General features: G+C 37.9%; 23 protein-coding genes. 10 read left to right on the top strand and 13 right to left on the bottom strand.

What is annotated here, in order from left to right:
- Positions 1 to 65: 65 nt before the first annotated feature.
- A complete protein-coding gene (locus J4N25_RS20940; protein ID WP_207423753.1) occupies positions 66 to 371 on the top strand; it encodes a DUF6794 domain-containing protein in 306 nt (101 codons plus the stop codon).
- Between the two features lie 241 nt (positions 372 to 612).
- Here J4N25_RS20940 and J4N25_RS20935 read toward each other — a convergent pair whose 3' ends face one another.
- Complete coding sequence (locus J4N25_RS20935; RefSeq protein ID WP_207423752.1) at positions 613 to 1,260, bottom strand: TetR/AcrR family transcriptional regulator; 648 nt, start codon at positions 1,258 to 1,260, stop codon at positions 613 to 615.
- Between the two features lie 30 nt (positions 1,261 to 1,290).
- Positions 1,291 to 2,529, bottom strand: a complete 1,239-nt coding sequence (locus J4N25_RS20930) for an aminotransferase class I/II-fold pyridoxal phosphate-dependent enzyme (RefSeq protein ID WP_207423751.1) — start codon at positions 2,527 to 2,529, stop codon at positions 1,291 to 1,293.
- A 206-nt stretch (positions 2,530 to 2,735) separates the two neighbouring features.
- On the opposite strand from J4N25_RS20930, the gene J4N25_RS20925 reads away from it, so the two are divergent.
- Entirely contained in the window at positions 2,736 to 2,963 is a 228-nt protein-coding gene (locus tag J4N25_RS20925) for a hypothetical protein (protein WP_207423750.1), read from the top strand.
- Positions 2,964 to 3,143: 180 nt separating this feature from the next.
- On the opposite strand, the gene J4N25_RS20920 is transcribed toward J4N25_RS20925, so the two are convergent.
- Positions 3,144 to 3,617 (bottom strand): JAB domain-containing protein, encoded by a 474-nt coding sequence (locus J4N25_RS20920; protein ID WP_207423749.1) that lies wholly within the window; start codon positions 3,615 to 3,617, stop codon positions 3,144 to 3,146.
- Between the two features lie 220 nt (positions 3,618 to 3,837).
- On the opposite strand from J4N25_RS20920, the gene J4N25_RS20915 reads away from it, so the two are divergent.
- Both J4N25_RS20915 and J4N25_RS20910 read left to right on the top strand, forming a co-directional pair.
- Positions 3,838 to 4,170: a helix-turn-helix domain-containing protein gene (locus J4N25_RS20915; protein WP_369410874.1), complete on the top strand. Its 333-nt coding sequence runs from the start codon at positions 3,838 to 3,840 to the stop codon at positions 4,168 to 4,170.
- A 30-nt stretch (positions 4,171 to 4,200) separates the two neighbouring features.
- Complete coding sequence (locus tag J4N25_RS20910; RefSeq protein ID WP_207423748.1) at positions 4,201 to 4,512, top strand: hypothetical protein; 312 nt, start codon at positions 4,201 to 4,203, stop codon at positions 4,510 to 4,512.
- Positions 4,513 to 4,607: 95 nt separating this feature from the next.
- Here J4N25_RS20910 and J4N25_RS20905 read toward each other — a convergent pair whose 3' ends face one another.
- Both J4N25_RS20905 and J4N25_RS20900 read right to left on the bottom strand, forming a co-directional pair.
- Positions 4,608 to 6,320 (bottom strand): ATP-binding protein, encoded by a 1,713-nt coding sequence (locus tag J4N25_RS20905; protein WP_207423747.1) that lies wholly within the window; start codon positions 6,318 to 6,320, stop codon positions 4,608 to 4,610.
- On the bottom strand, positions 6,321 to 7,655 hold the full coding sequence (locus J4N25_RS20900; protein ID WP_207423746.1) for an SIR2 family protein: 1,335 nt from the start codon (positions 7,653 to 7,655) through the stop codon (positions 6,321 to 6,323).
- 395 nt (positions 7,656 to 8,050) lie between these two features.
- Between J4N25_RS20900 and J4N25_RS20895 the strand changes: the two genes are divergently transcribed.
- The 3 genes from J4N25_RS20895 to J4N25_RS20885 all read left to right on the top strand — a co-directional run bounded on the left by J4N25_RS20895 (position 8,051) and on the right by J4N25_RS20885 (position 9,885).
- The gene (locus J4N25_RS20895) at positions 8,051 to 8,935 is read left to right on the top strand and encodes a hypothetical protein (protein ID WP_207423745.1); all 885 of its coding nucleotides are present in this window, start codon (positions 8,051 to 8,053) and stop codon (positions 8,933 to 8,935) included.
- A 65-nt stretch (positions 8,936 to 9,000) separates the two neighbouring features.
- Complete coding sequence (locus J4N25_RS20890) at positions 9,001 to 9,420, top strand: hypothetical protein (RefSeq protein WP_207423744.1); 420 nt, start codon at positions 9,001 to 9,003, stop codon at positions 9,418 to 9,420.
- A gap of 69 nt (positions 9,421 to 9,489) precedes the next feature.
- A complete protein-coding gene (locus J4N25_RS20885; RefSeq protein ID WP_207423743.1) occupies positions 9,490 to 9,885 on the top strand; it encodes a ParB N-terminal domain-containing protein in 396 nt (131 codons plus the stop codon).
- Between the two features lie 11 nt (positions 9,886 to 9,896).
- Here J4N25_RS20885 and J4N25_RS20880 read toward each other — a convergent pair whose 3' ends face one another.
- Positions 9,897 to 10,649 (bottom strand): hypothetical protein, encoded by a 753-nt coding sequence (locus J4N25_RS20880; RefSeq protein ID WP_207423742.1) that lies wholly within the window; start codon positions 10,647 to 10,649, stop codon positions 9,897 to 9,899.
- Between the two features lie 149 nt (positions 10,650 to 10,798).
- Between J4N25_RS20880 and J4N25_RS20875 the strand changes: the two genes are divergently transcribed.
- Positions 10,799 to 12,532, top strand: coding sequence for an Eco57I restriction-modification methylase domain-containing protein (locus J4N25_RS20875; RefSeq protein WP_207423741.1), 1,734 nt, complete (start codon positions 10,799 to 10,801; stop codon positions 12,530 to 12,532).
- Positions 12,533 to 12,534: 2 nt separating this feature from the next.
- Positions 12,535 to 13,272, top strand: coding sequence for a PaeR7I family type II restriction endonuclease (locus tag J4N25_RS20870; protein ID WP_207423740.1), 738 nt, complete (start codon positions 12,535 to 12,537; stop codon positions 13,270 to 13,272).
- Between the two features lie 114 nt (positions 13,273 to 13,386).
- On the opposite strand, the gene J4N25_RS20865 is transcribed toward J4N25_RS20870, so the two are convergent.
- From J4N25_RS20865 to J4N25_RS20850, 4 genes are all read right to left on the bottom strand, one after another.
- Positions 13,387 to 13,857: a hypothetical protein gene (locus J4N25_RS20865; RefSeq protein WP_207423739.1), complete on the bottom strand. Its 471-nt coding sequence runs from the start codon at positions 13,855 to 13,857 to the stop codon at positions 13,387 to 13,389.
- Between the two features lie 363 nt (positions 13,858 to 14,220).
- On the bottom strand, positions 14,221 to 15,420 hold the full coding sequence (locus J4N25_RS20860; protein WP_207423738.1) for a toll/interleukin-1 receptor domain-containing protein: 1,200 nt from the start codon (positions 15,418 to 15,420) through the stop codon (positions 14,221 to 14,223).
- Between the two features lie 5 nt (positions 15,421 to 15,425).
- Complete coding sequence (locus J4N25_RS20855) at positions 15,426 to 17,213, bottom strand: DUF6119 family protein (protein ID WP_207423737.1); 1,788 nt, start codon at positions 17,211 to 17,213, stop codon at positions 15,426 to 15,428.
- 62 nt (positions 17,214 to 17,275) lie between these two features.
- Positions 17,276 to 18,172: a phospholipase D-like domain-containing protein gene (locus J4N25_RS20850; protein ID WP_207423736.1), complete on the bottom strand. Its 897-nt coding sequence runs from the start codon at positions 18,170 to 18,172 to the stop codon at positions 17,276 to 17,278.
- Positions 18,173 to 19,083: 911 nt separating this feature from the next.
- Here J4N25_RS20850 and J4N25_RS20845 point away from each other — a divergent pair.
- On the top strand, positions 19,084 to 20,070 hold the full coding sequence (locus tag J4N25_RS20845) for a hypothetical protein (protein ID WP_207423735.1): 987 nt from the start codon (positions 19,084 to 19,086) through the stop codon (positions 20,068 to 20,070).
- Positions 20,071 to 20,395: 325 nt separating this feature from the next.
- Here J4N25_RS20845 and J4N25_RS20840 read toward each other — a convergent pair whose 3' ends face one another.
- The 3 genes from J4N25_RS20840 to J4N25_RS20830 form a co-directional block, all read right to left on the bottom strand.
- Complete coding sequence (locus J4N25_RS20840) at positions 20,396 to 21,337, bottom strand: abortive infection family protein (protein ID WP_207423734.1); 942 nt, start codon at positions 21,335 to 21,337, stop codon at positions 20,396 to 20,398.
- A gap of 60 nt (positions 21,338 to 21,397) precedes the next feature.
- Positions 21,398 to 21,763 (bottom strand): lamin tail domain-containing protein, encoded by a 366-nt coding sequence (locus tag J4N25_RS20835; RefSeq protein ID WP_207423733.1) that lies wholly within the window; start codon positions 21,761 to 21,763, stop codon positions 21,398 to 21,400.
- 584 nt (positions 21,764 to 22,347) lie between these two features.
- Positions 22,348 to 23,559: a site-specific integrase gene (locus J4N25_RS20830; protein ID WP_207423732.1), complete on the bottom strand. Its 1,212-nt coding sequence runs from the start codon at positions 23,557 to 23,559 to the stop codon at positions 22,348 to 22,350.
- Positions 23,560 to 23,621 lie beyond the last annotated feature (62 nt).

Here is a 23,621-nt window from a genome sequence, read left to right as displayed (position 1 = left end):
AGAAAAACGCCAATTCTTACCAATGTTTTAGCCTTGTTAAATCAATTATAATTTTAGCTATCGGAATGCAGGAACCAGAATCATTAAAAGAAGCTGTTAACTATCTTACCATTATGGTCTCTCCAGAGGACCAAATTGAATTCATGGAAATGAGTGAACTTGATTTTACAAGTAACGCTCATTTTACTTTAGGTAAACACCTCCGTAGTCAGTGGAGGTTGTGGACAGATAGTACAGGATTAGGCAAATGGTTTACTTCTGTCGGCATCATGGATGCTGATGATAGAAGTGATTTCGTTTTAACATGCTTCTATAAAAAAATAACTGCTACTCCCTTAAATATTGATGAGTTGTTAAAAAGATATTTATAGTGTTATAGCCACTGCTACTATAGAAAACCAACTCCGGAGTTCTGTCTGCTACCCTCACATTACACAGACCTCACCCTTGCACAAGGAAATACATATTCTTAACCTTTCAAAGTTTCGGTTCCCGGGTTAAAATATTGATTTCATTGCTGTCCGGAATGGAACCTGCCTTTAAAGAAATTTAAGAATTAGTAGCCGGCTATTTCTTAAAACGCAGAACCACGTTCAATTGCAACCTGCTTAACTAACCAATCTTTGCAGCTTTAAAAACCAGAAATATCACCCACTCAATTACTTTCCCTACTCTCTCCCTTTCTGTCTCCCTATTAATGTCCACTCCACAAAACGTCGTTCCATTGAAAATGGCATGGAGGACAATGTAATATATCCCTGCTACCAGAAGCGATGATAAGGCCCGAAAGTCGATATTCGCCCGTTGAAATATAGGGTCAAGTTTTGCAAAGATATCCTCTCCAAGCTGCTCTCTTACCCTTGATACGCTCTCTAACAGCTGCTCATCGCCACTTATCTCGGCTAAGATAATTTTCTGCGCTTCCTTATCATGAAAAAAATATTCCAGTTGATTTTTCAGAATATCAGCGACAATAACCGGATACCGACGAGAGTCAGGCTCGCAATTTATTGATTCCAGAATTCCCTTTTGAAACTTCAGCCAGTAATCCTTCTCCTCAATGTAAGCATCAAGCAATCCGGTTCGGGATTTGAAGTATCGATAGATAAGCTTCTTATCAAAGCCGGCTCTCCTGGCTACGTTATTTATCCCTATTTCGGAGATCCCTTCCTCCATAAATATTTCCCCGACCGCCTCCAGGAATCTCTTCTTTGTAAATTCTTTACTTTTTAGTCTTTCATGTTCATCCTTGTTCTTCATAGTAATAAGTGCAGGTTTTGTTATTAATATTTATTGTCGACTTCTTACATCATTGAAAGCATTCAGGGCTTTATCAAGCTGCTCACGGGTATGGGTTGCCATTACAGAGAGCCTTATCCTTGCATCCTTTTTAGATACCGCAGGGTACATAATGGGATTGACATAGATACCGGCATTTAAAAGGATCCGGGCGGCAGCAGCATTTAGTACGGGGTCTCCTATTTTAACAGGGATAATTGCAGACTGAGTGTTTCCGATGTTGAATCCCAGGTCAAGCAAACCCTTCTTCAGATAATCGATATTGTGCCACAGGTAATTCATCCAGTGCGGTTCCTCATCAATAAGCTCAATAGCTCTTATAATTCCATGTACCGCTGGGGTTCCTGTAACAGAAAACAGATGCTGACGGGACTGATACTTGAGATAGTTTATAATCTCTGTACCTGCGATCACATATCCACCAATATTACCAAAGGTTTTACTAAAGGTTCCTGTGATCATATCTATTTCCTGAAAGAGATCATATACCTCAATAAGACCTCTTCCCGTTTTCCCAAGAACCCCTGTTCCATGGGCATCATCGACAATCAGAAAAGCACTATAACTCTTAGTTAATGCTACAATCCGATCCAAGTGAGCAAGATCTCCATCCTGGCTGTAGACTCCATCGATTACCACCGCCCTGGTACGGTATGCATCAGCAGTGTTCCGAAGTATTCTTTCAAGCGCTTCAAGATTATTATGGGGAAAGGTCTTAACATTGGTAAAGGAACAGCCTTCGTACATACTGGCATGTACTGCCATATCCAGAATAACCAGGTCCTGCTTCCTGAATAAACTCATTAAAGAAGAGCTGTTGGCATTATAACCGGTTGTATAAAGAATCGCATCCTTCCTCCTGAAAAACCCCGCGATCTTATCCTCCAGCATTTGATGATAGCTGAAGTGACCTCCAATTGCAGGAGAAGCACCAGAGCCGGCACCAAACTGTTCAATTCCTTTTATTGCAGCCTCTTTAATCTTCGGATGCTGGGAGAATCCGAGATAGTCATTGGAGACAAAGCTTACCATTCGTCTGGGTTTGTAGCCATCAACAACTACTTCCATCTCCGGGGAACAGGGACTATCTGAAAGCATGCGGTAATTCAGGCGGTCCTGACTCTTAAGATAATTCAGAAACTGATTGAAGTAAGCAGTCCGCTCCCAAACATTAAGACCCGGAACATCTTCGAAATCTTTGAAACTTGCATTATAAAAATCAATAGGCATAGAAATCAACTTAATATGATAGATTCCTAAAGTTAGCTCACCTTTGTTGCAAAAATGGTGACATTGATTTTATTTTAATATTAATTTAACAATTGTTTCATAGAAATAACTATTCGTCCTATCTGTCAACAGATTTCGTCACTTCCTTTGCAGCCTTTCAGGATTCTTAATATCAGAATATTGACTTTTTTATATTTTTACCGCTTATGAGTTTGCCACTAAGAATTACTTTTGGAAACCGGGATTATACTTACAGGATACTAACCAGGATGATTAATAAGGAGACGACCAGTATCAAATTTAGCCTCGAAGACGAAGAGTTTACAATGGAAAAGGGCGGGAACGGTATCTGGCAGATCAGGGAAGCCTCATTAGGAGATTATCAGTTGCTTGAAGCTGTAGCTAAAGCCATCTGCAAACGTTACGCTATTTAAAAGTAACTCCTTCCCGAAATCAAATAACACGCCTTCATATTTATTGAGTTTAGCTAGATTTGCTACTGAGATACAAGTCAGGTAAAATTAAAATATCCTGGAGGAGTCAGAGGGGGCAGCCTTCTGGCTTTTTTTATGCATGGTTCCCTATACTTTAAAAGCTAGAGTAAAAATAAAGGGCTATAAAAGCCCCTCATCTGCAAATGAATAATAAGAATCCTCAGGAGAAAGTATAATATGGTCTAGAACGGCTATATCCAGCAGCATCGCTCCTTCTTTGATCTTACGGGTAAGATTTATATCAGCCTGACTTGGTTTAAGGTTTCCTGAAGGATGATTATGGGCAAGAACAATTCCTGCTGCATATCCTTTCAAAGCAGCTGCAAAGATTAACTTAGGATCAGCTACTGTGCCTGACATTCCACCTGAAGATACCTCATAAATTCCAAGCACCTTATTGGCCCTGTTTAATAACAGGATCTTGAATTGTTCCACTAACTGAATCCTGTTCATATCCCAACTTTGACGAAAAACGTTAAATACATCTTTTGAACAGCTTACCGAAAGTCTTTCTGAAGCCTTTAGCTTTGGCTGATAAATAACTTTGATCTCTGAAACCTGAAACATTGCCAATTGATTCTGAAGCTTTTTCATAATTAGATTTTTTAAGTGATGAATGAATTAATTATGGCGCATCAGCAGGCTGAGGGCAATCAAGGGCAAAAGGAAAAGGAATAAATGGACACAGGAGAACAAGGGAATGAGCGTTTATGCCGGAAGCTTTTGCCCGCTTCAGCAGCCCTCAGCCTAACTTAGTGTCGATAATTGATCATTAACACTTCCCATCGCATCAAAAACTTTAAAAAATCTTCAGGTGGCTACCAGAAAGGCACCAGAGAACCGGCCTACTCTTTCCTTCCTTAGCAAAGCAAAAATTAATACAATGGAAGCAGACCAACTACTGACTAAAAAAGATCTGGAACTGTTTAAACAGGAGCTTTTCGAGTTCATCAGACACCAGCATCAGAATGAGAATCCAGCACCTGGTGAATGGCTTAGAAGTAAAGAAGTAAGGACTATGCTGAAAATATCACCCGGCACCCTGCAGAATTTAAGGATTAACGGGACTATAAAATTCAATAAGATCGGCGGAGCCATCTATTACTCAAAGGATGAAATAACCAGACTTCTAAGCAGTGGTTTGTAAGTAATCAGAACTACCAGTAAGCAAATGATTATGCAACAAGAAAAAATATCCGAAGCACTGAAGACTGCACTGGCAGACTCCCGGCTTCAAGGAACTCATATCAGTCTTTATTTAGCCATTCTGACAATATGGGAAGAAAAAAACTTCAAGGTTGAATTCTTTAGCTGTCGCAAGAATATTATGACTCGCAGTAAGATCAGGTCTTTTAGCACATATCATGTCAAAATTAGAGACCTTGTGGATTGGGGTTATATTAGCTATTTGCCTTCATATCATCCATTAGAAGGAAGCAAAATAGCATTAATACAACTATCAGAAAGCAAAAAAGCTTACCAAAAATAAAGTACCACCACATGTTTAAGAATAGGAATTCTTCTGATAAAACTAGAAAAGACAATCATTCGACTCCTTAACGATAGCTTCAAATTCTTCATAAATTATAGAACGGCCGGAGTGGAAGAATCTGGTTCAATAGCAGGCGGAAGTATTTTCAAAACCATAGGCATTGCAAAGCTTACTCCTGTAATCAGCGCCTCTCCGGACCCAAGAATTGGCAAGAAGGACAAGGCGCTTTTATTTGCTTCCGAACAAGCATATTCAATCGCTTCTCTATCTTGCTGATTAATCAACCTATGTACGATGAATGCTCCCACCTGACTCAACACTCCCCTTGGAATATCTCTGGGCATCTGCGTTGACAACACCAAAAATAGGCCAAATTTCCGACACTCTTTTGCTATTCGCTCGAATGCGTCCAGCTCAACTTCAATGGAAAACTCATCTTTTATTCGCTTATTAAGGAAAAGGTGAGCCTCATCAAGAAATAATAATAGGCTTTTCTTATTAGTCCCCCTGAAAGCTTTTGAAAGTGCTTTATCTAGTAGAAAACGTCCAATAGAGTTGACTAATATTTCTCGTAGTCTATTTTCTGTTGACACCTGGGCAACTGAAAGTATAAGGATTTTTTTCTCTGAACTAATAAATTTTGAAAACGTGGACTCGAATTCTTTTGCACCTGCTATATGATTTTCATTCTTAAAGTCGAAAACACTCAAAAACGAAAGATCATTAATGGTTAGCATAATTCGAGAAATAAGAGAAGTGCAGTTCTCCCTCGCTCTCGTATCATTATAACATTCTTTCACAAGTTGGTTACAAAGACCCTGAATATCAAAATTACAATCAGGAATAAAAGCTGCTGAATATCGTTTAAGTAGCCTAATTATTTCTTTATCATGTTCAAAACCCTGCTTTTTTAAAGTTGTAAAAGTTTGTTCATTTGGTCTGTCTAAAAGTGCATCATAACTTTTTAAGTTTTCAGTTTCTTGGAGTAGAAGATTAACCAGCCTGAGGCTTTTCATAGCTTCTTGAATCTTTGGAAGCTGAGACTGACCTGCGGGACGCACTAGGGCGAACAGATCGGTTTCTCGTAAACGTCTATAGTTAAAATAGATACCGTTTTCACTAAGCTCATTGAATTTGAAGTAATCAACTTCGTTTCCATCACCCTTAAGAGTCTCATACTCTCCTGTTGCATCAATCAGAATGGCCTTACCGTTATTAACTTTTATTTCCTCTAGCATTTTAGCCACCGTCCAACTTTTACCGCCACCCGTGGTGCCGATAACGGCACAATGTCTGCCAAAAAGTGCTTGAGCCGAAATGTGAACTAAATTACTTTCATCATTCGCGAGGTGAGCTAATCTTAAAAACGTAGCTGATTGATCAGTTTTCGAAGATCCAGTTTGACCAAACTTTTTTAGGAGATTACCAATAAAAGCATTATCAGCTAAAAAAACTTTTGCACTTACAGGTGGCAGACTCTCCAGTCCTTTCTGGGCACACATCTCGTAGTTATCAAAACAAATTAGTATTTCAACTTTTCCGGTGGGGTGGAATGCCTGTTTATCGAATTTTGACTCAGTAAACTCCAGTCGCTCACCTTCCGGTAAAGCGATCTCAATTATTTTACCCAAGAAACCGCACGAGCCTCCCTCTATGATGACGTATTTTCCTGTTAAAGCATGGTAACTTTCATCCGATTTATAAAACTTCTTCAACAGGGTAGAAGATGGAAAGTGAACTTTTGTGAGAGTAGGTGCTACCGCAGTAACGTAGCCAACGAATCTGCTATCAGAATATGGATTCATTTATAGAACGTTGGTAGTTAAATTAATTTTCTTCAAGCTTTGATTCAATTCCTCAAGCATATCAAACCTCTTATGTGCATTATTCTCCGGGTAGTTCAAAGTGAAGTCAGTGAAGGTCTCTGCTATCATTGTAACACGGCTTTGCAACTCCGTAATTGAATGAAGTTCTGCTTGAAAACTTTTATCTGTACCAATGACAACAGGATAAGTAACAGTTATCAAATTTAAGGAAGGATTTTGTTTAAGAGACTCTATTATAACTGAAGAAATATGTTTATCAAGATAGCTGTAACCAATTGTAATCAGCAACGTGTTTTCAGTTCTGAGAGCTTGCTGGAATCGGGCCATCATTTCAAAATATGGTTGCTCATAAGAATATTCGAACTTGCTATCTTGGGGAAAAATCATAACCCTGTTTACTACATCCTCGATGGAATCGCTTTGCGTAATTTCACCGTTTTTCTTTTCCCAAGTCAAAGAACCATGCATTTTAAATAGATAGAAAAGTTTTGGAATGATGCTATCATGCTTGTCCTGCCTACTATGTCTTGTTTCAATAATATCATAATCAAAGTATTTCCCATTAAAAATCCTGGGACTTGAAAAGGTAAAGCCATCTATTACGGTAAAACGTTCCTTTCCCGCTGCATCTTCGAAGAGGGTATCATAGTTCAAGGTGAAGAGTTTAACTCTCGGATACTTTTGAGGTCTTAACGTAGTTTTGTTTAAAAAGCTTTGGTGGGGAGCTGTATTGGAGAGACATAAAGTACATTTTTTTACGATGAACTTCTTAACCGTTTTGATGTCTTCATCCAATTGTTTGTGAGGAGCTACAGAATTCATCATACCTGCTTTAGACAATAGCGCTTCTAGGTCCTTCTCAATTTTTTGATGGTCTATTTCCTTCCCATCTTCCAAGTTGCCGTATTTTGTACACCTAATTAACCTTTCTAAACACCCTTGATCCTCTTTAAGTAGAGCATTCCACAATCCAGCCATTGTTAATCCGACATTCTCCCCTTCTCCAATCCCAACAGAACTTCCAGCCCCTGTTAAAATCACAAGGTGTTCAATTTCGCTATATCTACTTTGGAGAAGATTCTTATAAAAGTTGCGGATGTTCTCTTTAGCAAAACTCCTCCAGTTTACTTTCTCTTCCTTCTCAGCAATTGCAATTTGTCCTAACTCATCTATCTCGTAGATTTCTGGGGCCCCATCAGCCCGAATGATAAGCAGTTGCTTTTCTTTAAAAATTTTTAAATCATCTTTTTCAATTTCCTCAAGATGAATTTTGATTATAAGATTTTTATTTTTTAGTAGTATTTGTTCATGCATAACAACAATTGTGATCTAATTTAAGCTAAATTCTAGCGAAGGCTGCCCCCATCCTGGTGTCTAATATAATAAATCTAGGCAATGAATATCCAGGTTTCATTCTTTCTGCAGCGGGAATAGCAAACAAAAGTAGCGGTAGTAATAGTAAAGTTGTTTTTTAATTTAAGATTAGACCTAAAAGATCAGTTGGAAATAAAATAGCTGAACATTACTTTGACCAGCTTAACTTACGTAAGTTCCTGGTAATTGTAAAAGAAACGTATGACAACGGCAATAAACCATTTAGACTTCTAAATAAATAAAATCGGTGAAACCATTTATGATAAAGAAACCCTGTACCCTTAAGGTACTTTGTTAGAACAGCGGATTAGATCTTTGTACTATATTTAACTAATATGCTTGAGACAACAAGAATAGATCTTTTAAGGGACTGGCATAATCTGGTGAAAGATATTCTCAATAAAGAGAATTATAATACAGAAGAGTTAGACGATGACCTAATTGGGATTACCTACTTTGCTTATTTAAAAAGAATAGTAGCGCCTAAAAAACGAAAGATTCTAAAGTCAAGGGAGTTTAGCTGTCCTCCCGAACTATATGCGGGACTTGAACAATTAGAATTGAAAATTTCTTTGGGGTCTGAGCTTAGACCTTACTTGAGCAGAGCGGTAAAAAGAGCCAGCAATAATGATCTACTACTTTATGACTGGGATATTCATCATCTTCATTTAGGCTCCATTGTTGAAAAAGATGGATTTATACAAAGAACAGGACCAGTAGTGTTTATAAGATTCAGTGAAGAAACCGCTTACCTTCTAAATGTTTTCAAACACGGAAACTGGTCTAATGCCGAATTGATTAAAATTATTCATGAGAATTGGCCCGAATCAATAAAGAATTGCCGAATTAAAGACGTTATCGGACTTAGCACAACAATTTCATCACCCGAACGGCAATTGTTAAGGGCTCATCAAATAAATAGTCCAGTTGAAATTGCTCCCAGTGTGGTTTATGCTGGCCTCGGAATGGGAACTTCAATGTCGGGGACTAGCAATTTAGCTTTATTTAAATATGTTAAACTGCGGGAGGCTCTTCTAGAGATCGAGGCAATGTTGAAGAAAAATCCTGGAGAATATCTTAACCGGGTATTTGAAAATCTCCCTGTTATTGCCAACCCTAAGCTTACATTTCGTCTTAATAGAAATGGAGGAGGCTATACTATAACCGAAGAAAATAATAATATCGTAATCAACCTGGAAAAGCGCAAACAACTCCAATAAGAAGGTGAAATTGACTAGAAAAACTTTCCTTTAAATCTTTACTTTTGGGTATAGGAAATACTAAGATGAAGATTTACCAATGCGATGAGGAGCTTGCCGCAGTATTTGAAGGTTTAGGCTTTATGGAAACTACCAAGCCTTTTGATAAGCTAAGAAACAAAAGGGAATTCAGGAGGAGTAAAACATCGCCTCTTGTTATCCTATTTGACAGGGGTAACTTAATGGCATTTGAACATCACCAGGGATGTGACATTCCAGACCGGCCTACTTCCAAAGAACTGCAACTTTTCATCTGGTATATCAACAGTAATTCTATCGATCGGGATGCAATATCCCCTGGGTCCTTCAATATCCAAAAAGCGAAGGAAAATTACAATATGATGTTGAGTATGACAGAAGAAGCTGAAGAACTTGAAGTGCGAACTCCGCAAATACGGAAATTCAGAAGAATATTAACTAATTACTCTAGTATTGCCCTTAGTTAATTTCAATTGCTTTCTGAATGCCGTTACGACTTCTAGAAGTCATCTAACTTTCTCCCTGTCAACTATAAAATGGTTTCGCCCCTTTGGATTACGGACATTGACCATCAGCTTCTCCCGCTCCAGTTTGAGCATTTGAAAGCGGATAAAAATTTTGAAATTCTTATTCAGAATATAAATGTTAAGCAGCTGGTGAATACCTTGGTATGCGGTAATGTTCGAATCTTATCCCAGGTAGGTTTATATAAACCAGAACTCAGGAATGAAAAAACAGATGCTATTTTACAGTGCTGGATGGATGGCATTCATGTTCTTCCTCCCAGAATTTTTCTCTCTACTGATATGAAACCCTGTATTGGTGATGGTAGACATCGGATTAATGCAGCATTGTATTTAGGAGCCCCACTGATTCCCATTTTGACTTCTTTAACCGATGGTATTTTAATCCATGATATGTTGCGGCGGTAGAGAATCTAATGTTAAGAACTTTTCATCACTCCAGACGATTCTATAATCCGGAAAAGCTCTTCGGTTGCAGCTGTAAAAACAAATGCACCTCTTGCATTTCCAACACTTCCAATCCCTCCTTCACCAAACGATAACGCTTCTGTCCTCTTTAATTTTTCAATTGTAATTTCGAGAGATTCGCGGCTTAATTGAGAAAGCCCCCAACTATCCTCTTGATAAATGTCTCGCGTACGATATTCCTCATCAAGTTCTAGTTTACCATCCGCCCTAATTGACATACCTCCTTCTATTAAACTCATAAAATTTTGCATGTCAATATCATTCATTTCGGCAAGGGAGTCTATTAGAATGAGATCAAGCAAGTTGAGCTCTCGTTTTTCTCTTAATATTGAACCGGCCATGATGCCAAGAACTGCGGAAGATTTTATGGAACGAGCTTGGACCCCTTTTTCAATGACCTCTGTTACAAAATGCAGATTTTCTTCTTTGGAAAGGTATTTTTCCAATTGCTCTGTTTCCTTTTCGTCAATTGTATAATCTTGTGATAGCACGCGTGAGTAGTTGGTAAGGAACGCTTTCAAGCTCAATTTCCTTCGAAGGGAAATCAGAGAAAGCAGCGATTTGAAAGGCGCTACAAGGTCAGCCAAAGTATCTGTATAATCTTTTACAGGTTCTAGTGCCTTATCAATTATATCATCAAAGCCCGCCACATTGTGAATTAGGTCTTTTGTAAATTTAACAAGCTGGGATGATGTTTTCGTCATAACTTGATGGTAAAGGTAAATGTTCTTTTCTCTCTATACCATACGTATGGAGAGAAATGTGACGAGAATCACCTGGCTAATCTGCCAAAACTAATCAGACTTATACAAATGATCGTTTATCTTTACTTCCTTATTCAAACACATACATTATGATATTGAAGGGCGAAGAGCAGGAGGTGAATTTTACGGGGACCTTCGACTTTTATAAATCCTCTTTAATAACCGGAAAAGTTGAGGCTGCTGTAAAGGCTATGTCTGAATCTAATGAGACAGAACGTGGGGCAATCTTTACAAGAAGACCGGTGGTGGAATTTATTCTTGACCTGGCTGGCTATACCCGTGATAAAACGTTACACAATTTGAAGTTACTTGAGCCTTCTTTTGGTCAGGGCGACTTCCTTATACCGGCGGCTGAGCGCCTTTTAGACCAATGGGTGGGCTTATCTGATAAAAAAACAGAGGATCTGTTTGGATGTATAACCGGAGTAGAGTTACATACTGAAAGCTTTGCAAAAACAAAAGAAAAAGTTTTTAGGCTTCTAAGTAAATATGGTATTGTTGGTAAATCAGCCGAAGAAATAGTAGACTCATGGTTGGTCCAAGGAGATTTTCTATTGACAGAAATGCCACATGGGTTTGACCTGGTAATCGGAAATCCACCTTATGTCCGTCAGGAACTTATAGATAATAACCTACTTTCGGTATATAAAGCTTTATATACTACTATTTATGACAGGGCTGACCTCTATGTGCCCTTTTTTGAAAGGTCCCTGAGTCTTCTTAACAACAAAGGAAATCTTTGCTTTATATGTTCAGACCGATGGATGAAGAATCAATATGGCGGCCCGCTGCGCAGATTTGTCTCTGCCGAATATCATTTAAAGATATATGTAGATATGACCGGCTTTAATGCCTTTCTATCAGATGTCTCTGCATATCCCGCTATTACGCTTATTTCTAAAGCAAAACCTGGCGCAACCCGCATAGCGATTACTGAAAGTATAAATGAGAAAAATCTGTCGAGCCTAGCGGGGGCATTAACTTCTGATGGAAGTTCTTCAAACACCTATCGGGAAATCCAAGGTGCTACAAACGGTGAAGAACCTTGGCTGCTCAACTCAAGTGCAGAGTTAAGTCTTGTTCGGCGGCTGGAAGGTTTATTTCCGAGTATAGAGGAAGCAAAATGCAAAGTCGGTATTGGAGTAGCAACAGGAGCAGATAAAGCATTTTTAGGCAATTTCTCAGAAATGAATGTGGAGGCAGACAGGAAGCTACCACTTGTCATGACTCGGGATATTTCAAATGGAAATATTGTTTGGAAGGGCAAGGGTGTTCTTAATCCGTTCAACGACGAGGGAGGTTTAGTAGACCTTGATAAATATCCTATGTTGAAGGCTTATCTTGAAGAAAGAAAAGAAATTATTGTTCAAAGACATTGTGTTAGGAATGCAAAAAACTATTGGTATAAAACAATTGATCGGATATATCCCTCATTGAAGAGCACTGAAAAACTTCTTATTCCTGATATTAAAGGCCACGCTCATATTGTCTATGACAAGGGAGAATATTACCCTCATCATAATTTGTACTACATAATTTCCGACTCATGGGATCTCAAAGCTCTCCAGGCTGTACTTTGTTCGGGAATTGCCAAATTATTCGTATCTGCCTATTCTACCCAAATGCGAGGCGGATATTTACGTTTCCAGGCGCAATACCTACGCCGGATTTGTATTCCAAAATGGGAAACAATTTCAGAGGAAGTAAAAATCTTACTATTTCAGGCTATCAAAGAAGGAGTAAAATGCGAAATAGATAAAGTAGTTTACGGAATGTACGGTCTGACGGATGAAGAGCAAAAATATTTAATGGAGAATAATTAAACATGGCATTAGAATTAGCTAATTACGAATTAAAAGCCAAGGAGGCTATACAAGCCTTCTGGGGTAATCGTGAAAAGGCAAAACAGAAACAAATAGAAACAGGTGTAATTGATCAGGGTGAGCGAGCAGGGGTTACTTCCGGGAAAAACATGGATGGTTTCATTTCACTCATTATTGATCTCGTAGAAGCGAATGGACTTGCCCATGCGCAAATTCACAGAAACAAATCAGTAGTAACATTGCCTGGGTATTTTAGGCCTACCAAGCAGTGGGATTTGCTTGTAATAAACAATAATCGTCTGATTGCTGCTATTGAGCTAAAGAGTCAGGTGGGACCCTCCTTTGGAAATAACTTCAACAACCGTACGGAGGAAGCTATTGGTACAGCTCATGACCTTTGGACAGCTTATAGGGAAAATGCATTTGGAGAACAGCCACGGCCTTTTGTAGGTTGGCTAATGGTTGTTGAAGATGCTCCTGAGTCGAGACGCTCGGTGCGTGACAAATCTCCCCACTTTCCAGTTTTTCCAGACTTCCAGGGCGCTTCATATCTGCAACGATATGACATTCTTTGTCAAAAACTGGTTAGGGAGCAGCTTTATACATCTGCAGCTATCCTGACGAGTCCTCGTACAGCAGTAAATACAGGTGCATTTGAAGGAATTTCTGAACTAACTGGTTTGAAGACCTTTGTAACCACTTTTGCCGGACACATAGCCGTGGAAGCAGCAAGAGAATAACCAGCATTAAAGAAAAAGGAAGCTTGAGAGAGCTCTGTTCAAGCTTCCTTTTTCATATATCGCTCGTAAAGTTCAAAATCGTCCTTTAATTTTAAAAGATTAAAATAAAGGTTCTTAAGAAGTGCAATAGTCAACCTCCTGTTGCTCCCCAAATCTGTTATTTGAGCCGTGAAGGTATTTATTCCTGAGGTCCATCCCGTTACTGAATTCCTTTTTGTTTAAAAGGAAGTTGAGATAGCTTATTTCATCAGAAGTAAACAATTTATTTGTAAATTCTAAGAATCCTTCCTCAACTAAGACGTCAATCTTGCTACGCATAACATCCACATAATGCCAATAGCTCATTGCACCGTTTTCGCGAAGGCGGCCTGCTATGACGATCATTAAAACTTTTGCAACTTCTAAGCAGTCATCTTCACCAACTCTCAAATAACCATCTGATATTAAAGAATCGAGAAGGCCTTGCTGGACACTTTCAAAGTCCGACAATCTCACGTTCCCAACTTTAAAAGTCTCAAATAGTGCTTGTGGCTTAGTTCTCCCCTTTCTTAAAGCTAGTATACTATTTGGTCGAAAAATAAGCATTGGAGCTTAATAATTTCTGCGTGGGATGACGTGATATACTTTTTTATAGCAAGACTTGGAATATCACTAAAATAGATTGGTGTTGAATCAATTTGTAGTAATTCATGATCGATAGTGTTTTCAATGGATATTCCGGACTATGTTGACCCCACTTTTGCCAGCTATTTTATAAGTAGCAAAATGCGCTTGCAGCGCTTAAATGCATGCAATTCCGGCGGATACTGACCCCTCCTCAGAGATAAATGCTCTTTGTACCGGAGCATGTTGACCCCTAAAAACGAAGGTCATTGAGCCAGAAGAAGTGCTACCGAAAAAACGTACAGGAACATACTGCCCCCTCCAGACACATTCTTGTCAGATTTATCACTGAAATGATGCTGGCTCATTAAAGATCTCCCTTTTTAAGTCATTATAACTGTTTTCGAAATTTTCATTACGCCTAAAATCGATATGAATATACTGTTGCATAAACTCAGGGATACTGGCTTTCTTAGAACCTTTTCTTAAAACTGGAATAATTTTATCGTTAATAGTTTGGTTTTCATACAGGGTTGCATTCATAATAGAATATTCGTAGCCCACTCCGCCTTTTCGTTGATCAGCTTTTTCTTTATAATTTGGAGTAAAAATGATAAGGATTTTGTTTGCCTTAGCTATAGACTGCTCAATGGTATATTGAAGACTAGTTCCTGCTCGTAGTAGCTGTCTATCAATTCTAACATCAACTTGATCTAAAATCAGTCTGTTGGCTAAATCCAAAACCCATGTCTTGTGCTCCTCGTCGTCCCAAGAGTAGGATATAAAGACGATGGGCTTTACCTTTGACGGGCTTTCCTTTTTAAGATCGTGAGGTTTTTTATTATAAAGTAAAAACTCTATTGCTTCTACTCGCTCCCTATCGTAGGGCCTGATTATTTCCAGAATAGAATTTATAGTCTTTATCCTTTCGGTAAAACTTAGCTCCTTTAAAATATCAAAATAGTAAATTTTCCTTGTAGTGCTCTTGCCTTCGGCTTCTCTTTGATTGATATATTGGCTATAGTCAGCGAAATAGGGTTTTATTTGTTTAACTATATTAATAAATCGCGGGCCAGAAAAATATGTAGCAGCATCCCCCTTTACATCCATTATTTCAAACAGGCGATTATATATTTCAATCCAATTATCAGGCAAAACATCGGAAGGCTCGCTAGGTGTAACAGAAAAATCTCTAACCTGCTCTTGTTCCTCCGCTCTTCTTTTTTTTAATTCGGAAGAAAGGTGCCGGTATTGTTTGGGTAGCCTCAAGGATAATTGATCTCCCAATTTCTCTACATTGTGTTTTTCTAGTTTATAAAAGTTTCCGTGATTCAATAAATAAAATGTCTCCAGAACAACTGCGATGTCATCTCTGTCATCAGAAAACTCTGCCACCTTTCTAAAAAACTCTCTTTCTACTGTTTTAGAGGCCGCAAGTAAAAGAGAGTCCGATGCTAATGCCTCCTTTTGCCGGTGAAGGATTTCGAGCAGTTTCTCCCACTGTTCTTTATAGATTAGCTGGTAAATATCTTCTTGATTTAGCATAGAATTCACCCTCTTTTAATTTGACAGGTTAAAAAGTCAATACTATAGTTTGTACGCACTTCGCTAGCACAGGTTGTTAATGAAAAGCGAGCTATATTTGATTTATATAAACTTATATTATCCTCAATGAGAGGATCGTTTTCAAATTGCGACGCTGTTGCAAAGACATATATTAGTTTTCTTTCGAAAAAGAGATCTGCAAATTGTTTCTCATTTAGTTGATTCACACTTCTACCTTTTTTTAAAATAGAACTGTAAACTCTTTGAAAATAGGAATGATTTTTAGCCGCCACGGCTTCGGAAACTCTTCTAGCACTTATCGATATCTGATTTGTTAATTCGCGAACTCGAGCGGTGAAGCTGTGTTTTACATGAATTAGATAAAGTTCTGTGGACGTCATATAAATGATATCACAAAGCTCAACGCCATCCGGGGTAATGGTATCCATAACAAAATAGCCAGGTAGGCCATTATATAACTTATTATAATCTCCCTCATCAATAAGTTTTGCTTTTGTCCCCAGTTTTCTATCCCAACTCTTATTTAAAATTCCCGGCATTAATTTCGAACTTTTAAATAAAATTTCTGTTTGGGCGGTTAAGCTTCGTACAAATGCGTCCTTTAACTTATACCATTTCGTGTCGATTAAAAAAACAGGTTCGTCTCTGATACTTAGCTCCGCATTGAAATGATAAAAAAAACCACTGCTGGTAGTTTGTTTCTTGCCTAAGTAGCAATGGATTCTTACTCCACGTAGATAATATAAAATTGAAGTCTCGTCGTTTCCGTGAAGCTCATAAGCTCGCCGCACTACCGTATCATAAATTATATCCTTGTCTGTGACAGTTGCAAAAGGCTCATGTTTATCCTCTCTCTTTTCTTTCAATTGATATGATTCTGCTTCGTAAAATGCCTCAATATTATTGGGACTGCAAAAATCAAATTCAAAATTATCTTTATAGCTATTACTGGTCCCAAGAATAACTGGGATATTGTTGTATATCCGACGATTTAATTCCTTTTGCAGTTCATCAATGAGATTTAAATCTCTGATTTGAATATAAGAACTAAGTAAATCTTGTGGTGCCATCTCTAATATGACACCAAGTTCTTCCACCAAGCGATGTAGGGTGTTAAAGTCTACTTGCTTATTAATTCGAATAGCTTTGCCAAACGTTACATTTAAGCGATCCGAGGGTTTTGATAGAAGAAAACTAAAATGATCGTTTACAGTTTGTACATTCAATTTTACGTGTAGCTCTTTAGGAATTTTTCCAAACTGAAGATAATTTATCATCTTATATTGGTCCCTAAACTGTTCACTCATTCCAATTCGTTGACCGGTAATTCCCCTAGACTTGGTAGAAGTCGCTTCGTCGCCGTCGAGCGAAATTATACGATCGTAGGTAGTTAGTCCAAACAAGTGATCAATAAAATTAACAATAATCCTAAAGGCATTTCCACCAACTATCGCGTACAATTCATGTTCAGTATTAATAAAAAGGATTAAGGAAATTTTCGTCTGATTAAACTTATCTGTATTGCCCGTTAACTCTTCAGGTAGAAAGCTTGCCCATTCAGATTGCGCTTCGGGGATAGAGTGTAGATAAAGATAATAAGTAATATTACCTTTTTTAAATTCAGTCAGCTCTAAATCTCTTTTTTGCAACTTCAAACCAGCTTTACTAAAGGCATCTTTTATGATTGTGTTAATGATATCATCAGTCTTAGTTAACGTTCTTAACAACCGGTGTTCTTTGTCTATCTTAAATATGTTAGGGGAGATTGTCATTGCGCAAAAACATTAGGCGAATTAGTTGACTTACCTTTTTTCGAAATACTTTTTGCCTTGCTTCAAAATTTATGTAGCTCCTTAGCCTTTCGCCAGTTTCTTTTCAAAATGGGATTGGCGAAAGACGTGTTACCGTTGGAATCCTCTCCGGAAAAATGACAGTAATTTTCTGCGTAGTCCTTATTACCAAACTGTGACCAAGTACTAAACGCTTGGGAACAAAACGGTTTCTTTAAATTAAAAGGTATTTGTTGGCCAGTGCGAATACAATATCCCTTCCCCTCCGAATGCGAGTTGTTTGCCCATTTATTATTTTCAGATTTATCGTCATTCTGTTTACTTTCCCATTTATATTTTAGCGTTTTAAACGGGGAGGATTCGTAGATTTCGGAAAGAAGATCTACTTTTTCGTTTGAACCCTTATATTCATTCTTGAGCCCCAGCATCGCTTTTTCGAATGTGGGCACACGCTGATACTTTAATTCAGAATTTTTAATCACTTTCTCAAAATATAAGTAAGAGTCGCCTTCAGCGCTATTTCCAGAACTCACTAAATCTCCAAGACTTCCGAGGATTCCTTTTACATCCATTATAACTCCCACCTCAATATTATGATCATGGGAGTATTGAAGTAAGTTTAAAGATGTGATGATAGCCCGATCTTCGCTGGCGTAGTATTTCGCATGAAGTTTGGGCTCATAACGTATTTCGATATTTGGGAAAGTTTTCAGGAAGTCAAAATCCTCCTTCTTTAAACTCTTATGAATACCCTCTTCGTTTTTCCCAAACATGACTACAATTTTCAAGTTTGGTTGATCCCTTTTATCCTTCAATTCAACTTTCAGCTTCTCATGCAAATGAAAATAAGGACAAATAAGATATAGGTAATTATCCGCGTCTTCGATAAGATGTTCAAGAGCAGTATTAAGCTCTGAGCCTTTTAAAAATGTGATTGCCATTAAATAAGGGTTTTTTTATCTATCTTCTTTATTATCCTATCAGTTTCTGATACGGCCGGTTCACTAGTCACCAAAATACCTTGCAATCCTTGCATTTGCAAAGTCTGCATATCGCATAGGAATGCATGCTCCGAGTTTATGGCCGGTTCGTATCTTCTATATAAAGGATCCAGAGAAACAGGAATTGCTGTCATAATATAATTGTTCTAATTAGGTTGTTACAGAGTAAGGTTTTCTAAACTCAATTGAGTTGGGAAGGTAGTAAGATTTCAGGATTTTTTATTAATAAGTGCAAATTCACGTAAGTAGTTAGTGTTAAGACAACATCCCTCTACCACAAGGCTGTTGCAGAATATGCTGTAAAATGACAAATCCTGCTTAAAAACGTAAAAGATTACGCTTTGGGTTAGCAATTGCATTTTTGATGAATCTGTTATAGGTGAAAATGAAATAGCTGCGTTATTCTTTAAGCCGAATGAATAAAGAAAGGGCATACCCCCTTCATCTGCAAATGAGTAAAATTTATTAGAAGTCGTTATCAGCTGTTGAATTTTTTTATTCTGTTTCGGGATAGCTCCCATTTGCCTTTTGCACAACCAGAAAAATGAGCCAATGGCTGAAAAGGCGAGGTTTTGAGGCAAAAATACCGCCCGTAGCTAAACATAAGCGTTGAGATTTTTTCCCAAACCCAAAAACATAACATTGCCTGCATCAGAGGGCAACTGTTGCCATCGTAAAAGCCAAGATGAAATTTTAACGCCGTAAATTTCATCCTCACAAATTAAGGAAGTATTACTGCACCAATTCTAATGCTTACCTACACTCTTTAAGTAGTAAATAATTTGTATAATTACTTCGAGTTTAGATTTTTGCCCTTACATGTCGGAGTAGCTAAAATCGTAGTCTTTATTATGACGGTTGAATTAGTATTAATAAATAACGAAGGAGGGAATGATACCGAACAAATATCAAGCTTTTCCAATATCTTTGAACCTACAAGCAAGATAAAAGCTACGTTCCCAGACACTAGTTGGGATGTAGATGAATTGACTGAGAATTGTCACGGAGAATTGCGTAGCGCTGATGGTAACATATTTTTCTTGGTTTTTAGGAACAAAGATGCTGTAAACGAAAAGCGTAAATATGGCTGCTTTGTAACTACTTCGGGTGGTACGAATCCTCCTATTGCAGCCTTACAGAGGTTGTGCTCAGAACAAAATTTCTCCCTGTATACTCTCAATAATTTCACTTTCGTAGATTTTGCGAACCCAATTTTATTAACCATCTTGTTTAACCCTTTGAATGAAGAAGACTTGTCTTACAGCTCGGAATCATTTGATGAGAAACTAAAGGTATTTTTACCTGATTCCAAGGAGTTTGGTAACTACAACTTTTTCAAAAAGCAATTATTAAATAGAAGAATTCGTTTAAATTTCGTTCATTATAACCCCGGAATTTTAGCAAAAGTGTCGTCACAAATTCTTGTTGATAATAAAAAGCTAGTGCTTTATACTGTAGCCATTTTAGTATCATTTTTAACTTATTCCTTAGTTACCAAGAACTATCCAAACTTCTGGGTATTAGCAGCCTTTTTTGTAGCAAATAGCATATTCGCTAGATTAAAATCAGCTAATAGATTGATTTTAGTTTTTTTGGCTATTCTTATTTCCTCAGCTACACTCATCTTGGACATAAATTGGTTAGCGTCATCCGTTACTTTTCTAATTTGCGTACTAACTTCCACTACTTACACGGGATACTACGAGGCAATGAAGTTCGCTGCACTCACTAGTGAAGAAACTTTTTTTAATTTACTGGATATCGGTGCGATTACGAGCATTCTAGATGACGAAACCAAGATGAAATATAGCGTTTTCAGGAAACCGCTAGAGCGGTGAGAGGGTAATTTTTAGTTACTAAAGGGTTCTTTAAATTATGCGATACCCGACAGGCCAGACTTTACTACTGTTTTTTAACTTACTTATATCTTCTTAAATGTTGGCAGATGGGGGTTACTTGATCACAACACTGCAGATTACCTCTATTTCTATCTCCACCTGTCATTATAAAATACAAAACTAGCACTATGGCTCTCCGTTTCATCCAAGTTTCTACTCCGGGGGATGAATTAGTAGGCCCAACAAAAACCGCAGGGCCTACTATAAGTTGATACTGAACTTAATGCCTATCTAATTGACAAAATTAGAAGAGCAAAATGCCTACTTACTCTTCTAATTCAGTCTTGCCATTAACACCTAAAAAGAAAAGGGATGTATCAGCAACCATGCCGGTGAAAAGTTTCGCATAAACAGGATCAAGTCCCTTAAAATCATTGTCTTTACCGTGCCCGGAACCATAAGAATTTCTTAACTCAGTCATACCCTGAACAATGGAAGATACACCGCCTAGTATCTGTTTAATTGAACGCTCCGCATTATCTGGATTTTCTACCCCTTTCGGTTTAAGATCTATACTTGCAGTCGTATTTTTCAGTAACTGCGGTAATGTCCAATCCTTGTCCGCAGCAATATTCTTCTGCTTTAAAATAGACTTGCATATTGTCTCCAACAGCTCCTTACCAGTACCGATAGCCACATCAGTATCTTCGTTTGCTGCCTGATTCATCAAATCTATTTTCTTATGTACGTAATCAGAGTCCAGATACTTTTTGAGCTCTACCGATTTCGTTGCCTGGACATTTTGTAACATATCTAATGGACCAATGGAAAATATAGGAGCCCCATCTTTTGTTTCCTTCTCTTTAGCCATCCCGAAGCCGTACTTATTCAGGTATTTATTGTAAATGATGACCAGTTCCTGAGCTGAACCATCGTTTTCCCGCAAAATGGGCAATACCGTCAAATGAAGAAAATTTAAATATTCTTCATCAGAACAATGCATCAGATTCAGCCTTTCGTCTGTGAAAACCCAGCCTTCATCCCAATCTTGAGGATTCATATCAGCGTGCTGGTGTATATCTTTATATGCATTGTTGTATTGGGGGCGGGAATCTGTAGATGGCATTTCTCTAAGGTCATACAACCTGTTTAAAAAATCAGCCTGCTTTACCTTTCCGTTATACGCCAATCCCTGGCTAATGATCGCGTCGGCGATCTTTTGTCTCGTATCTTTAGTTATTCTAGGAGTATTAAAGTTTTTTATCATTTAATCAGATTTAGTAAATAGGCTGACTGTAAACAACAGTCAGCCTGGTATTAATTATCGTTATGCAGCTGTCTTTTCCAAAGTTTTAACCAGCAGCAATTCAGCAACATCAGTGTTACTATCATTCCAAATAGCATGAGACGACCCCCAATAGAACCTATGAAGCGGGTCACCATGGTTCGTTTTTAAACCAGTTCGGTTGGTACCCTTGCAAGTCCACAGGGAAATGAACTGCCCTTTTTTAACCATATGTCCTTTTGGGAAACGATAATAATGTCTCATCACATTTGACACGCCCCCTTTTTTGTTGAAGGTTGTATCCACTATTGCGTAATTCCCTAAATCAATAGTGGCATTTGCACGTAACATAACGTATTCTTTAGTAGCATCGCCATGCTCTTTTATTGAAAGTATTTCTAGATTCATTTATTCTTATTTTAATTTTAACGATTAGCTTCAACATCTTTTTTTGCTGAAGAGTGACTGCAAATCCTATAATTAATTTATTTTAATTTATATTTTTTTGCAGATTTAAAATAAGTCTCTTACATTTGCCGACCGGTTCACACGGAAAGCTCCTGAAAAAGAGCACTTAAGTCATAAAATTAGGGTAGACCAGCCCTAGCCCTAAATGGTCAAATATCAAGTTCTACCAACCACAACTCATGGATTGGAATAACTTAATTCCTAAAAGCATCAAAGGGTAACCCAATAATTTTAATCTTTTTTGTATTTATTTAGCATTCAGCCTGATATATTTTTTTTTCGTACTTTTAAGTAAGGTACTTGGCCGTAAACCTTATCTATTCATTCGTGGTTAAACGCTCATGATTGAAAAAGGCTACCAGTTTACTGGCAGCCTTCATTCCGAAAATAGTTGAAAATCTTTATCTACCTTCTTTTTTTAATTCCGTCGCATTATTACAGCCGGCAGAAGATAGATTTTAATTTGTAGGAAGCTTCGCAAACGGTCTCGGCAGGCAAAAGATCAGGAGCCTTCAAATAGAGTCCTACTTAAATTTACTTTTTAACTTCTCCATATCCCCTCCCACCTTCAGATCTAAAATCTTGGCATAATGCTGGGTCGTCTTAATACTGGTGTGCCCAAGCATTTTACTTACACTTTCTATTGGAACACCATTAGATAGAGTAACAGTGGTTGCAAAAGTATGCCGGGCAATATGATAAGTTAGGGTTTTATCGATACCGCAAACAGCGGCAATTTCTTTGAGATAAGCATTCATTTTCTGATTACTGGAGACAGGAAACACCTTGCCGGAATTTACACAAGGAGGAAACGTTTTGTACTTATTAATTAACTCCAAAGCTGCTGGTAATAAGGGTACCCGGGTAGCAGTATTTGTTTTCTTCCTCTTAGTATTAACCCAGCTTTCTCCATCGTGCCCTTTAACAACCTCAGCTCTCTTTAACTTCTGAACATCCGCATATGCTAAACCAGTATAACAGCTAAATAGAAAGATATCCCTTACATAATTTAACCGCTCAACTTCGAAAGTATGTTCAGCTATTGTCTTTAACTCCTCTTCTGTCAGGAACACTCGATCTACGCTCTTAACCTTCGCCTTATAATTAATAAATGGATCTTTATCCAGCCAACCATTCGCAATACATATTCTGATTATTTTCTTAAAGTTCTTGACATATTTTACAGCAGAATTATTAGCACATTTTCTCACCGAACGTAAGTAGAATTCGAATTCAGTAATAAAATAATGATCAACCCGGGTAATTTCAATATCAGCAACCTTATATTGCTCCTTTAGAAATTCACGGATGTGTTTAAGTGTTGTTTCATATCGTTGAAGAGTTCCGGAAGCATACTCATCTCCTACTAAAGCCTCAATCTTCTTATTATGGTCACTAAAGATCTCAAGTAGCATTTTGGCATTAGTTTCCTTACCCAGAAATTTATTTCTAACAACTTCTACGGAAACAACCTCTTCTGCTTCGTTTAATTCCCTAACAATTTCATAGATCCTGATTTCAATACTGCTTAACCAGGAATTCAAACTCCTAATTTCTTCTTTAGTCCCGTTGGCCCTACCAGCTGCAGAGTTCCATCTTGAGGGCTCACATTTTCTGCCTGTGGCCAGTTCGACACGTCCCCCATCAATAGTGATCCTTAAATAGATTGAGATAGGACCATTTTTGTAACTACTTCTTTTTTTGAGATAAAAAAGTAAACTGCAATTCGTTTTCATACACTTGTTAAGATTAATAAATGTCGCATCGCAGCTCGAAGAAATCAAGATGTACACTCATC

The sequence above is a fragment of the Desertivirga brevis genome, assembly GCF_017355835.1.
The sequence above is the reverse complement of the archived record's forward strand: the minus strand, read 5'-3'. Positions and strand labels throughout refer to the sequence as shown.